We start from the raw sequence: 13,889 nt of genomic DNA on the forward strand, positions 1-13,889 counted from the left end.
GTTAGGTGCGCCGCGGATCGAAGGGTTGCGCCGCGCGGCTGGCGCTCAGCTCGGCGCAACGATCGAGCAATTTTGCCAAATCGCTTTCGACAATCAGCAGCTCGCGGTGCTTTGGTTTGACGAAATCTTGTTCGAGAGCGTGATTCATGAACTGAATCAAATAATCGTAGTAGCCGGCAACGTTCAGCAGCGCGCAGGGCTTGTTGTGAATGCCCAGCTGCGCCCAGCTCAGCACTTCGAAGAATTCTTCCATGGTGCCGATGCCGCCGGGCATGGCGATGAAGCCGTCGCTCAACTCGCCCATCAGCGCCTTGCGCTCGTGCATTGACTCGACGACGCGCAAGTCCGACAAGCCGCGGTGCGCCACCTCGCGACTGACCAGCGCGTTGGGAATAACGCCGGTGGCATGGCCGCCCAATTCCAAAACAGTGTCGGCGATCACGGTCATGAGACCGACTTTACCGCCGCCGTAAACCAAACCATAGCCGCGCTCGACCAGCGCGCGTCCGAGGGCGCGCGCGGCGTCGGCATATTCAGGCCGCGCGCCATGGCGCGAACCGGTAAAGACGCAAATGTTCTGACAGGGCGGATTCACCTAGTGCACTATCTCACGCTTTTGGTGTAGGAGAGGGACTCACGACACGAAGTTCGGAGAAAACGTTCTGACTTTCTTCTCTTACCTTCGTGATCTTCGTGGCCTTCGTGGTGAATATTCTTACGATTTCCAGCCGATGAAGCTCATCTGCCGGCCGGTCTCGCCGCGCGCGCGCCGGTAAGAATAAAACTGCTCGCCGCTGCAACTCGTGCAGCTGCCGAGGCTATGAATCTGTTTTCTTGGAATACCGGTCTGTTCGAGGATCGCCCGATTGAGCGCCGGCAAATCGATATGCGGCTTGGCATGGCTGCGATCGGTGCAAGCTTCGGCCAACGCACCCCAGCGCTCGCGCATCGGCTGCGCCACCTCTTCGCCAACTTCATAGCAGCAGCGGCCAATCGCCGGGCCAATCGCCGCTTCGATGGCGTCAGCAGCAATGCCATGATTGTCCTTGAACTGCTGCACCGCTTTCGCTGCAATACCGGCCAACGTGCCGCGCCAGCCGGCGTGCACTGCGGCAACTCTTCTATGCTTGGGCGCCAGCAACAGGATCGGCACGCAATCGGCCGTCAGCACGCCGAGAAAGATGCCCGGCTCCGCGGTCACCATGCCGTCGCATTCGCCGGCTTCTTTGATCTTCTTATCCGTCACTTCGACAACGTCATCACCATGCACCTGCTTCATGGTCACGATACGGCCATCGTGGATCCCCACCGCGAGCTTCATATCGCAGACGTTTTCGCTGACGGTCTTGTTATCGTCACCGACGCGGTACGACAGATTCAAACCACAATAGGCGCCGGTGCTTTTGCCGCCGCTCCGTCCCATAAAACCATGCAGCAGGCCTTCGTGCGTTTGCCAAGGGTCGACTTTCAGCCAGGTCATTTCCATGCCGGCAATTATGTTAGGAGCCGCAATGCTATGCAAGTCGTTTGCTGCGGCTTCTGTGACTTTTCGATGAAAAGCATTGACTAACACGTAGCAAATGCGGTAGAGATTTTTTGCCTTGGCGACAATTGCAAGATTTAACTCTCAGAACCTGCTCTGCTCGCACCTTTCGCGCCGGCTGCGTTGACTCAGCGAACTATCTTGCAAAACCAAGCATAACCAAAAGGCACTCGGAGTCGTAGACAAGCGTGAGAGCAACCCTCATGGCCCTTGCTAGGTTTTTCAGCAGGCGCAAAGCGGAAAGCGTTCCCGAGCAATCGAGCTTGAGGGACCGGATCGTTTTCGCCATCGAGACCTATCTGCGCGTGCGCGGCATCAACGAGCTGATGTTGCGCGACACCGTGTTGGTGGTGCGCAAAGATTTTCAGTCTTTCATGATGCATACCGGGCAAGAGCTGGAAAATGCCGACGAAATCCTTGGCGTGTACCGGCTCCAAGACGCCGATTGCTTTGCTGAGTTTAAGAAAATCTATACCGATCCGCTGCTGCGTTCCGCAGCCCTCGGCAAGATAACCCTGGGCCATTTGGCCGATCAGCTCGCCGATCAAATCATGCAGCAATGCGCCGCTGCGCGCGCCCAAGCCGATCAACTGGCTCACTCACCAAAAGAGCAGTTGATGCTGTCAGCCCCCGTAACTGTCGAGACCAAGTGAGTTCGACACACTGGTGTCAGCTCAACGCCCAGCGAAATCTGCGGCGGTTTTTTGACAGTCTTGCGGCGCTGGTTCGCCTAAAGTAGCCCGCACCTCCGGTATTGTTTCCGCCTTTTCCGCGCCCTGCCCGCGCCCAACTCTTGCATTGTTTGGCTAAATAGCCAGAAGATAGCAGATACTCTACAATGGTCCGTTATGGCCGAGGGTCATTACAGTCAAACACTTAAGCAGCCGGGATTCTTCGCGTTTTTTTGCACGCAGTTTCTCGGCGCGTTTAACGACAACTTCTATAAGATGGTTGTTTCGTTGGTCGCATTAAATGCGGTCGCCAACGGCGCCGGCAACTACTATGTCGATTTGATCGCCTTCCTGTTTATCCTGCCCTCGGCGCTTTTCTCCGGGTACGCCGGCCATCTGGCCGATGTTTACAGCAAGAAAAAAGTTTTGGTTGCGGTCAAGGTCTTCGAGATTGTTGTCATGGCGCTGGCGATCGGCGGCTTCATCGTACAACAAATTCAGCCCATGCTGGTGATCGTGTTTCTCATGGGCCTGCATTCGGCGATCTTCAGCCCGGCAAAGTACGGCATTCTGCCGGAGATGCTCCCCGACAAAGAGCTTTCGCGCGGCAACGGGCTGCTCGAAATGAGCACGTTTATCGCGATCATCCTCGGCACATCTCTGGGCGGCGCGGTCTACTCTTCGTGGAAACATGAATTGCCCTGGGTAGGCGTGAGCATGGTCGCCATCGCGATCTTGGGCACGCTGACAAGTTTGGCGATCACCCAGGTGCCGCCCTCCGGCAATTCAAAGCGCTTCAACGCCAACCCCTTCGGCGAGATTTGGCACGGCACCGCTCGGCTGCTCAGCGACAAAGCGCTTTGGTACACCGTGCTCGGCATTTCCTATTTTTGGTTTCTCGGCGCGCTGGTACAGCTCGACATGCTGTTCTTCGGCAAAGAGCTACTCGGCCTCGACGAGTTTCACATTGGCCTGCTCGGCACTTTCCTCGCCATCGGCATTGGCATCGGCAGCCTCGCCGCCGGCCGCCTGTCAGGCGACCACATCGAGCTCGGACTGGTGCCGCTGGGCTCGATCTTGATGGGTCTTTGTTTGTTGCTGGTCGCCTATTCCGCTTCGTCGTATGCCTGGACATCATTCGCGCTGATCTTGCTGGGTTTCTCCGGCGGATTGTTTGCCGTGCCGCTCAATGCCTTGCTGCAACAGCGCAGCAGCAAGGAAGAAAAAGGCCGGCTCATCGCGACTAACAATTTTTTCAACACCGTGGGGATCGCCCTGGCGGCCGCCAGCCACTGGCTGCTGAAGAGTGTGCTGCAACTAACACCAGATCAAATCATCGCGACTATTGGCGTGATCACGCTGGTGGGCACGGCGGTGACACTTTATCTTCTGCCGGATTATGTCACACGCTTCCTGCTCTGGTTGTTGATGCACACGTTTTATCGCATCCGCTACGTCGGCGCGGAAAATCTTCCCGCCGATCGCCCGGCCCTATTGGTTTCCAACCACGTGTCGTTCGTCGACGCGCTGCTCATCGGCGGAGCGCTGCCGCGCTTTGTCCGCTTCATGCTGCACCGCGACATCTACGATCTCAAATGGCTGCGCTGGTTCTTCCGGTTGATGCGCTGCATCCCCGTGTCGGCGACCAACCGGCGCGACATCGTCGAGTCGCTCAAGAAGGCCCGCGAAGAGCTCGCCGCCGGCAATGTGGTCTGCATCTTTGCCGAAGGCGCGATCACCCGCACCGGCCACATCCTGCCATTTAAACGAGGCTTTGAAAAAATCGTCCAGGGCGCCGACATTCCGATTATCCCCGTGCACCTCGATCAACTCTGGGGCAGCATTTTCAGCTTCGCCGGCGGCCGTTTTTTCTGGAAGTGGCCCAAGCGCGTTCCCCATCCGGTAACGGTTTCGTTTGGCAAGCCGGTGCCGCCCAATGCGACAGTCCCGCAAGTGCGCCAAGCGGTCTTGGAGCTGGAAAGTAATGCCGCGCAGTATCGCCGCCACCCGCGCGACCGGCTCCACTTGCGCTTCATCCAGATGGCCAAACGCCGCTGGTTTTCTTTCTGCATGGCGGACACCACGGGCACCGAGTTGAATTTTGGCAAAACTTTGATCGGCAGCCGTCTGATGGCGCAGTGGGTGCGGCGTCACTGCGGCGACGAAAAAATGGTCGGCGTTATCCTGCCCTCCTCCGTCGGCGGCGCGCTGGCCAATATCGCCGTGCTGCTCGCCGGCAAGATTCCGGTCAACCTGAACTTCACCGCCGGCCGCGAGGCAATGCAGTCGGCGGTCGAACAGTGCGGCATCAAGACTATTCTCACCTCGAGAATTTTTCTCAGCAAAGCCAGCTTGGAAAAACTCGACGGCATGGTCTTCCTCGAAGAAGTGCGCAAAGAATTTTCCGGCGCGCAGAAAATCGCCACGCTCTTGAGCTCCTTGCTGCTGCCGTCGCGCTGCTTGGCCTGGCTCCATCGCAGCGGCCAAACAGCCAACGACTTGGCAACCATCATCTTTTCCAGCGGCAGCACCGGCACGCCCAAGGGCGTCATGCTGTCGCATCACAATATTCTTTCGAACGTCGAAGCCATCACCCAGGTCATTCATTTCACCCGCGACGACAAGATCATGGGCGTCTTGCCGTTTTTTCATTCCTTTGGTTTTACCGGCACGCTGTGGCTGCCCCTGCTCGGCGGGTTTGGCGTGGTCTATCACCCCAACCCGATGGATGCGAAAACAATCGGTGAGACCGTCGAGAAATACAAAGCAACCCTGCTGATCAGCACGCCAACTTTCTACGCCGGCTATCTGCGCCGCTGCACCAAGGAAGAGTTCGCCAGTGTCCGCTACGCGATCGCCGGCGCCGAGCGCCTGCGCGAGGCCATCGCTAAAGGCTACAAAGAAAAGTATGGCTTCGATCTTCTCGAAGGCTACGGCTGCACCGAGTTGGCACCGGTGGTGGCGGTCAATCTCCCCGATGTGATTGACGGTGTCGAAAAACAAATCGGCCATAAGCCGGGCACCGTCGGTCATCCGATACCCGGCGTCTCGGCAAAGATCATCGATCCCGACACCGAAGCGCCGCTGCCCAACGGAGAGGCGGGCTTGCTATTGATCAAGGGTCCCAACGTCATGGTTGGCTATCTCGGCCAGCCGGAGCTGACCCAGCAGGTCATGCGCGACGGCTGGTACATCACCGGCGACATCGCGGCCATCGACGAGGACGGCTTTATCAAGATCACCGACCGGCTGTCGCGTTTTAGCAAGATCGGCGGCGAGATGGTGCCGCACATGAAAGTTGAAGAGATGATCAACGCGGTGCTCGGTGACGCTGCGGCCGTCGTCACCGCGGTGGCTGACGAGCAAAAAGGCGAGAAGCTCGTCGCCTTCTATGTGCGCGACGGTATCAGCAGCGACGAGCTCTGGAAGAAACTCAACGACAGCGATTTACCCAAGCTTTGGATCCCGAAGCGAGAAAATCTCTATCCCATCGACACCCTGCCGCTGCTCGGTTCCGGCAAAGTCGATCTGAAGAAAATCAAAGTCATGGCCCAAGAAAACGATAAGGTCTAACATGGTGGTGGACGTTCTCCTCGTCGTATTTGCTTACGCGCTGGGCTGTTTTACGACCGGCTATTATCTGGCGCGTTGGCGGTCTGGAGCGCGCGTCTTTGCCACTTGCCGCCTGCCTGGGTGGTCGCTTGCATGGTGGCGGTGGTGGCTGGCCATATTTGGCCCGTTCAGCTTGGCTTCCGCGGCGGCAAAGCGGTCGCCACGCTACTCGGCACGCTGCTCGGCTTCGACTACAACATCCTCGTGCTGCTGCTCCTGACCGCGGCCGTCCTGCATCTGACCAACAAGAATTTGAACCTGAGCGGCCTCTCGGCCGTAGCTCTGATATCGGTGTTCGGCGCCATCCTGCGCCACCCATGGTTAGAAGTCGTGGGGCTGACGGTGCTTGTGATCATCGTCTTGCAAGCGCACCGCGACGAGATTCGCGAAATTCTTGCCGGCTACGGCTATTTGAAATCCGGGCCTGAGATCAAGCGCTGGTGTATTGTCTCGCGCTGATTGTGCTTTATGGCAAATTCCTAGCTTGAGACCGGCGGGAGATTTTCACCACGAAGGGCACGAAGTACACGAAGGTAAGAGAAGAAATAATAGTAACTTCTTTCCGAACTTCGTGTCCCCTTGTGATCTTCGTGGTGAAAAACCAACGAGCGCATTTGAACAAAAAACACGCTTATTAATGCGACACTACACTAGCTAACCTTGCAAACGGAGGATGGCGTGATCAGCGATGCAAGAATACGTGCCATATTCGACCGGGCGACTGCCGAATTTGCCGACTCGGCAGAATACCGCGAGCTGACCTCCGGCACAGCCACGCGCGATTTCGCGTTCGAATTCATCCGCAATGTTTTTCGCACCCACTATCTTTCATCGCACATCGTCGCTCTCTGCTTCGCCGCCCTGCCGTCGCAGGCCGCGGCGCTGCTGCGCGAAAATCTCCTGGAAGAAATGGGCCACTCCGAAGACGAGCCGCCGCATTCGGCACTGCTCCTGAAACTCGCCGAGGGAGTTGGTTTTTCACAGGCGGAGATCGCCGGCTTGATCGACGACGCGCGCCGGCAAGTCAGTCTCTTTTGCGCCAGCCGCGTGCCGCTGGCGACGCTGCGCGAGATTTGCCTGGCCGTGCTGCTCGAAACCATGTCCTTTGAGTTCATGCTGTCGCGCTGTTCGAGTCAAATTCATAAAGTTTTGCACGAGTCCTACGGCATTCCCAAAGAAGCCTTGCAATGGTTCGAGCTCCATTCCGAAGTCGACATCCGCCACGCCGAAGAGGGGCTCACGGTGATCCGTGATTATCTGGACTTTCATCAAATCGGCGATGCGACTTTTGAGCTGATTCAGCGCAACGGCCTGAGCCAGGTTTTTACTCGGCACTATTTCCCAGCCCAATCGCAAGCGGTGGAGCAGACTCGGCAGTCGGCGCGCAGCGGCGCTGCGATCGAGGCGCTGACGATTTACCGATTGAAAATCCCGTTCCGCCAAACTTTCACTCACGCCACCCAGAGCCGCGACGACAGCGACGCGATTATCGTCAAGCTCAAGGGCTCCAACGGTGAGACCGGCTACGGCGAAGCCCTGCCTCGGCCCTATGTCACCGGCGAAACAACCCAATCGATGGTTGCGCGCGTGCGCGAGCACTTGGCGCCACAGATTTTTTCCAAGCCCTGGACGCCGGGTTGGCGCACTTTCGACGACCTGGCTGCCGTACAGCAAGAATGGACGGCGAGTGAACGCGCCGAAGTCATCGCCTGGAACGCGGCCTTCTGCGCCGCCGAGCTGGCGCTGCTCGACTGGGGCGTCAAATCACTGCGCGTGGCGCTGACAGACTTCCTTCCACCCGCGCGCAACCAAGTTGTCTACAGCGGCGTGATTTCCGCCGACGATCCCAAGCAAGCTGGAGCGCTGGCCAAGCGCATGGTGCAGCTCGGCATCCGGCAGATCAAAGTCAAAGTTGGCACGGAAGCGGACGCGGCCCGGCTCGAGGCGGTCAGGAAAATCGTCGGTGACGATGTCGAGCTGCGCGCCGATGCCAACGGAGTTTGGAATGCAGCGCAAGCGGTGGCGCAGCTGCAGCAGTTGCGGCCGTTCAAAATTGCCGTCATTGAGCAGCCCGTTGCGGCCAACGATCTTACCGGCATGAAACAAGTGCGCCAGCAAACCGGCATCGCGGTCATGGCTGACGAATCGCTGGTGACCCTGGCGCAGGCAAAGCAACTCATCGCACAAGGCGGCTGCGACTATTTCAACATTCGCCTGTCGAAGAACGGCGGTATCACTGGCAGCTTGGCGATTGCGAAACTGGCGCAAGAAGCCAGCATCAAGATTCAAGTCGGCGCCCAGGTGGGCGAGACCGGCATACTCTCAGCGGCCGGCCGGGCCTTGGCGGCGCATGTTCCAGGGTTGCACTATGCCGAAGGCTCCTTCGGCACCTGGCTCCTCACAGAAGACATTACGTTCGAAGATGTTGCCTTCGGCTACGCCGGCGTCGCGCCGCTGCTCAAAAGCCGCGGCTTGAGCGTAACCGTCAAAGACGACGTGCTGGAGCGGCTCGCCGTCGAAAAGATCGAGTTAAAGCGCTGAGCGGATGGACCCTGCATTTCAAGCCGCCCTCGCTGCGAACCGCAACGCCTGGCGTCTGTTTCACGAACAGACCGGCGCACCCAAACAGTCGCAAGAAGATGTACTTCTCAGACTCATACGGCAAAATCAGCAAACCGCTTTCGGTCATGAGCACGGCTTCGCCAGCATCAAGAGCATACGCGACTATCGCAAACAGGTGCGGATTGCCGATTACGAGCGTTTTCGCTCCTACATCGATGACCTGAAAACCGGCGCGCAAAACATCCTAACCGACGAGCCGCCGCTGATGTTCACCATGACCAGCGGCAGCACCGGCGAACCGAAACTCATTCCAGTCACCGAATCGACGCGCGCATCCCACGCCGCGCTTACACAGCTTTGGTACGGCCGCGCCTTTGCGGACCATCCCACCTGCGCCACAGGCAAAGTTTTCGGCCTCGTCGGCGCCGCCGAGGAAGGGCGCACACCGGGCGGCATTCCCTACGGCGCCGCCTCGGGTTTGATTTACCGATCGAGCCCCGGCTGGATTCAGCAGGCACACGCCCTGCCCTACGAGATCGCCGAGATCAAAGACTTCGAAGCGAAGTATTATGTCGCGATGCGTCTTGGGCTGGAACAAAACGTGACGTTCCTCGGCACGCCCAATCCAAGCACGATCCTGCGCTTAGTCGAATGCGCCAATCGCTACAAACAGGACATTCTCAAAGACATTCACGACGGCAGTCTCGCCGCGCGTTTTGATATTGCCGGTGATATCCGAGCCGCAATCGCGTCGAGAGTCTCTCCCAACCGGCAACGCGCCCTAGAGCTGGAAGCGCTGATGCGCGGTGAGGAAGGACTGCGGCCCAAAGCCTATTGGCCCAATCTGGGGCTCATTGGCTGCTGGAAGGGCGGCAGCGTCGGTGTGCGTCTGAAGGAATTTGAAATGTGGTTCGGCCCAGACATGCCAGTACGCGACCTTGGCTACATGGCAAGCGAAGCACAGATGTCGCTGCCGATCAGCGACAACGCCTCAGCCGGCATTTTGGCGATCGCGACCAATTTCTACGAATTCATCCCAGAGTCAGAGATGGGCAGCGCGCATCCAGTGACGCTGACCGCCGACGCACTGGAAATCGGCGTGGACTATTATTTAATTCTCACCACCGCCAGCGGCCTGTATCGCTACGACATCAACGATATCGTCCGCGTCACCGACTTTTACGAAAAGACGCCGGTCATCGAGTTTTTGCGCAAGGGCCGCGACGTCACCAACATCACCGGCGAAAAGCTGCACGTTAACCAAGTGATACAGGCACTGAAACAGGCCCAGGAAACGAGCCATGTCTCCGTGCACCGCTTCCATGCCAGCGCCGATGTCGCACAATCGCGCTACGTCTTTGCGGTGGAGACCGACGCAGCCGCGAATCCGCAAACGCTGCTAGGCTTCATCGGCGAGCTCGACGCCCAGCTCGGCAGATTAAATGTGGAATATGCCCAAAAACGCCAATCGCAGCGACTCAAGCCACCCACACTGTGGGTAATGAAACCCGGATGGTTTGAGCGCAAAATGGCTGCCGCCCTGCAGCGCGGTGCGCGCGACAGCCAGTTCAAAGCCCAGCTGCTCAGCACAACGCTTGAGCCGACCGAAGAAATCTTGAGCGTGGTCGAAGCCAAGCACTCTGCGCCATGACCAAGCACGGCGCGATTCTCGCGCTCCTAACCTTGCTCTTTTCGCTGCGCGTCCTCGGCCAAATGCTGGTGGCATTTTTCGGCGTCGCCTGGCTGCCGCCGATGCCAGCGTGGTTTTCCGGATTGATTCCCTACCCGACGCTGCTCACGATCCAGCTCGTGATGCTCATATTGATGACTAAGATCGTGCGAGATGTTTGGCGCGGCGACGGCTTTTTCGCGCGCACACCCTCGCTCCGCGGTCCGCGGTTTCTAGTTGCTTTTAGTGCGCTGTACGCTGCATCAATGGTTGCACGATACGTGATCACCATGGCGTCGTATCCTGAAATGCGCTGGTTCGGCGGCGCCATTCCGATCTCGTTTCACTTCGTATTGGCAGGGTTTCTCTTTGTTTTAGGTCGCTACTACGGCCGCTCGTGAACGCGAAGAGTGCCATCAACACCCTGTTAAGGCTCGCGCACCGCGCGCTGCTCGCTCACCTTCCAAGCGCCGTTAACCCGCTGCGACACGCGCAAGGTGTAGCGGCCAGGCGCCTGGTAGTCCTTGGTCTCTTTGCGCACGACCACCGGCTTGCCGTTTTCATAGACATATATGTCCGTGCCATAGCGCGTCGCGCCGTCGCGCCAGCTGGAGCGAATCTGCTTACGGGGAGCATCGAATTCCGGCGCGGTGATTTCATTCAGAGCGGCGCTTTCGAGGAAGCGTCCAGCGGTCGGATCGTACAACCAGTTGCGATAAGGAACATTGGGGCCGGCGGGTTGAAACGCGATGATGCGAATATCTTCGTAGCCATCGAAGTTCATATCGAGCGCCTCCAGCGGCGCAACACCCGGATTTAGCGGCGTGTTGGCATCGAGCCCTTCGATGACTTGCACCGGCTCAGTTCGGTTAGCGCGGCGAATCTCAATCTTCTTGACCTGCAGCGTTGTGCCGTCACTGGACTTCTCGCCGATCAAATTAAAGCGAAATTCCGGAAGCGTGGCATGGATGCGCGCACGGATCGCCGGCTCACCGGAGGCTTCGCCTTTGCTCACCGCTGGTAGCGGCGGAGCGGATTCCTGAACTGTAGTTTCATGGCCGCGGCAGCCGCCCAGCAATACAAACCAAACCAGCAACCGGACTGCGCGATCTCGCAACGCCATCTACTTGATACCGAGGACAGCCTTGGCTCTAAAAAGATACTCGACTCGATCATCTAAACCGTTGTAGCCACCGTTGATCGTCCTAGTGACGGCTTTCACATCGTCCTTGTCCGCCAGCGCATTGATGTTGTTTTTTTTCCAAAACCAGCAGGCGACATCAGTCGCAACCAATCGATCGGTGGAGACCAGTTGCGGGTTAGCGACGTAGTCGACGCCGGCGTGCTCGCTGTAGGATCTATAGTTAGCGCGCCCGGTCAACTGTATCAGGCCGCGCCCTTTGAAGCGTTTGCCGTCGCCAGGCTGCGTGTTGCCGAGATCGATCCGTCCTTCATAGGCGGAACCGTCGGCGATCTCTTCAGAATAGCGAAACGATGCGCTTTCATGGGCGATCTGCGCAATAAAATGGGCCATTCTGCGACCCGTCCTGATAGCATATTTTTTCATCGCTTTGACCAGCGGCTCATAGTAAAGATCGAGCTTGGCTGGCAAGGCGCTCGGCATCACGACCGACAGCTTTTCTTTCGACGGTCCCTTGGCCAGCCCCGCCAGCAACGCGGCGACGATGGCATCGCCCGGAGCGATCATGCCGTCCGAGCGAGCAGCGTTCATGATCTTGATTTCAAAACTCTTGATGGCATTGATCGTGTTAGGTCCAATTTTCCCATCGGTGTCCAGCTTCGCGGGCTTGGGGTTGGGGAAACGTCCGATGTTCAGATTGAATAAGATCTGGAACAGCAAAACATCGGTGATATCGTTCCGTCCCCACTGGCCGACGCTTTTGACTATGCACATGAAGAAACCTCCTCCTTGCTGTGCTTTCACCATGTTCAAGAATCAGCCTTGATGCAAGAACGCAAAGAGGACTTGAGCGTTGGAAGTCCGCGAGCGGTATGCCGAAGGTGTCAGGCAGTACTAAGGATTCGTCGGAATCGGTCGCGCGTTAGGCCAACGACCGGACCCAGATCGAAAGCGGCACATACGCCGCCAGCAGGACCCATGGCAGCCAACGCAGCGCGATGCGATTTGCCGCCATCCGAGAATAGGCCAACCCCAGCGAGACAAACGCAACGCCTAAAACAACCAGCGCGAACCCACCCATCACCGCAGCGCGTCCGTTCAGTGGCTTTGGCCCAAAGAAATATCCTCCAAGCTCCGGCCCGCTGACCGCGTCCAAGTGACCGCTTACGATTGCTTTCGCACCAAGCCAAAGAAGCGGCAGCGCAAAAACCGCAACGATGACCAGCACCCCTGTGGTATGCGCCCAAGTTGGCAGTTTGTCGTCCTGCAATTTTAGCCAATTAGCCACTGATTCGTCGCTCCGCTGATCGAGAGAAAACACCCGCAACAAACCCAACCGTAGCTTTATCTAAGAGGCCCCGAGCATTCGATTGTTTCTTCAGAATTGGGCGGACTTCAGAACATAGCAGAGTCCCTTGCAATTGCGTACAGCCACAGGTTTTGTCACACTAACAAAACTTACCTATGCGCACCAAAACCGCCATCATTTCGATAGAAAATCTAACCAAAGAGGCGCTGCCAAAACTGGCGGCGGCGCTCAAGGCCGTACCCGGCGTCGGCACAGTGGACTTTAGCATCGAGCGCAGCGTCGCGGTGCTCGACTTCGACCCAAGTCAATCGCACATCGACGATTTCCTCCGCGCGGTGTTGCAAGCTGGATTCAAGGTTCTTTGAGATTATGTAGATGAGGAACATGCTTCGACGGGCTTAGCATGACCGGAATTTGTCTCCGTTCGTCCTGAGCTTGTCGAAGGACTCCGACGTAACTTTCAGGCACGGAGGCAGCCATGGACGAAGCAGTAAGAAGTTTCCTGCCGCGCTTTCGCTACGGCATGATCCAACCGCGCTCGCACGAGGGGCGCAACCGCGGCACCGGCTATCAGTTTTATCGTCTCGTGCCGCTCAATGTCATGGAATTCACCGCCGTGCTCGGCATCGAAAATTATACGCTTGCCGCAGTCGAAAAGGCACTCGGCAATTATTGGAATTGCGTTGACGCGTTAGTAAAAGAAAAAGTCCAACTAATTATTTTCGGCGGCGCGCCGGTTTCAGCGGCGCTCGGACGCCCACGCGTGCTGGACATGCTGCGGCAGACGCGCGAGAAAACCGGCATTCCCTGCGACGCGCCGTTGGAAGCGCTAATCGCTGCAATGAACCATTTGGGTTTGAAAAAACTCGCCGTCGGCAGCCGCTGGGCCGACGCGGTCAACGATGCACTCGTGCGCTACCTCGCCGACGGCGGCATCGAAGTAGGCGGCTGCACCAAAAGAAATCAATGGGGCGCGGAATCCGCCGCCATGTCGTTGGAAGAGGGATTGACGATGGCGTTAGAAGTCGGCCGGGAAGCCGCGCGCACGTTTCCACAGGCCGAAGCGAATGCGTGGAAATGTAATGGGCGTTCCGGGTATCCATTGAAAGTCTTTGTCCACTGTCAGTCCAAGAAAGTTGCTGGGATTGAGATGTGGGCATGTTTTTAACAAGATGTCATCATAGGTGCCCGCATCTAGTTCTCCAACATCTGCGTAGTCCTTGACAACAATGTTGTATTCGTTTGGTTCATCAGAACTGCCTCGCAAGAAAAATGCTGCATCCCCAGACCATGTTTGATTCAAAATAAGAAGTCTTACTTTTTCTGGACTAGCTTTAACTCCAACTTTGAATTCCATCCGTAGAGGAAAGACAAAAGTTTGC

13 protein-coding genes are annotated in these 13,889 nt (G+C 57.5%); 8 read left to right on the forward strand and 5 right to left on the reverse strand.

Translation table 11 applies throughout. The annotated features are described in order from the left end of the window. Position 1: 1 nt before the first annotated feature. Positions 2-595, reverse strand: a complete 594-nt coding sequence (locus FJ145_05775; protein MBM4260938.1) for a TIGR00730 family Rossman fold protein — start codon at positions 593-595, stop codon at positions 2-4. 120 nt (positions 596-715) lie between these two features. After that, a complete protein-coding gene (gene pgeF, locus FJ145_05780; GenBank protein MBM4260939.1) occupies positions 716-1,522 on the reverse strand; it encodes a peptidoglycan editing factor PgeF in 807 nt (268 codons plus the stop codon). Positions 1,523-1,746: 224 nt separating this feature from the next. Here pgeF and FJ145_05785 point away from each other — a divergent pair, with 224 nt between their 5' ends. The 6 genes from FJ145_05785 to FJ145_05810 all read left to right on the forward strand — a co-directional run bounded on the left by FJ145_05785 (position 1,747) and on the right by FJ145_05810 (position 10,458). Beyond that, on the forward strand, positions 1,747-2,196 hold the full coding sequence (locus FJ145_05785) for a hypothetical protein (GenBank protein ID MBM4260940.1): 450 nt from the start codon (positions 1,747-1,749) through the stop codon (positions 2,194-2,196). 195 nt (positions 2,197-2,391) lie between these two features. Next, positions 2,392-5,787, forward strand: a complete 3,396-nt coding sequence (locus tag FJ145_05790) for an MFS transporter (protein MBM4260941.1) — start codon at positions 2,392-2,394, stop codon at positions 5,785-5,787. 27 nt (positions 5,788-5,814) lie between these two features. Continuing rightward, a complete protein-coding gene (locus tag FJ145_05795; protein MBM4260942.1) occupies positions 5,815-6,285 on the forward strand; it encodes a hypothetical protein in 471 nt (156 codons plus the stop codon). 201 nt (positions 6,286-6,486) lie between these two features. Beyond that, positions 6,487-8,367: a hypothetical protein gene (locus tag FJ145_05800; GenBank protein MBM4260943.1), complete on the forward strand. Its 1,881-nt coding sequence runs from the start codon at positions 6,487-6,489 to the stop codon at positions 8,365-8,367. 4 nt (positions 8,368-8,371) lie between these two features. After that, positions 8,372-10,039 (forward strand): GH3 auxin-responsive promoter family protein, encoded by a 1,668-nt coding sequence (locus FJ145_05805; protein ID MBM4260944.1) that lies wholly within the window; start codon positions 8,372-8,374, stop codon positions 10,037-10,039. After that, positions 10,036-10,458, forward strand: a complete 423-nt coding sequence (locus FJ145_05810) for a hypothetical protein (GenBank protein MBM4260945.1) — start codon at positions 10,036-10,038, stop codon at positions 10,456-10,458. The genes FJ145_05805 and FJ145_05810 overlap by 4 nt, the downstream gene beginning before the upstream one ends. 26 nt (positions 10,459-10,484) lie before the next feature. Here FJ145_05810 and FJ145_05815 read toward each other — a convergent pair whose 3' ends face one another. From FJ145_05815 to FJ145_05825, 3 genes are all read right to left on the reverse strand, one after another. Continuing rightward, positions 10,485-11,180, reverse strand: a complete 696-nt coding sequence (locus tag FJ145_05815) for a hypothetical protein (GenBank protein ID MBM4260946.1) — start codon at positions 11,178-11,180, stop codon at positions 10,485-10,487. Further along, a complete protein-coding gene (locus FJ145_05820; GenBank protein MBM4260947.1) occupies positions 11,181-11,972 on the reverse strand; it encodes a glycoside hydrolase family 19 protein in 792 nt (263 codons plus the stop codon). A 148-nt stretch (positions 11,973-12,120) separates the two neighbouring features. Beyond that, a complete protein-coding gene (locus FJ145_05825) occupies positions 12,121-12,486 on the reverse strand; it encodes a hypothetical protein (GenBank protein MBM4260948.1) in 366 nt (121 codons plus the stop codon). Positions 12,487-12,662: 176 nt separating this feature from the next. On the opposite strand from FJ145_05825, the gene FJ145_05830 reads away from it, so the two are divergent. Both FJ145_05830 and FJ145_05835 read left to right on the forward strand, forming a co-directional pair. Then, the gene (locus FJ145_05830; GenBank protein MBM4260949.1) at positions 12,663-12,872 is read left to right on the forward strand and encodes a heavy-metal-associated domain-containing protein; all 210 of its coding nucleotides are present in this window, start codon (positions 12,663-12,665) and stop codon (positions 12,870-12,872) included. 113 nt (positions 12,873-12,985) lie between these two features. Further along, positions 12,986-13,675, forward strand: a complete 690-nt coding sequence (locus tag FJ145_05835; protein MBM4260950.1) for a hypothetical protein — start codon at positions 12,986-12,988, stop codon at positions 13,673-13,675. Positions 13,676-13,889: the final 214 nt, after the last annotated feature.

This window comes from Deltaproteobacteria bacterium, assembly GCA_016874755.1.
Lineage (GTDB): Bacteria > Desulfobacterota > Binatia > UBA9968 > UBA9968 > DP-20.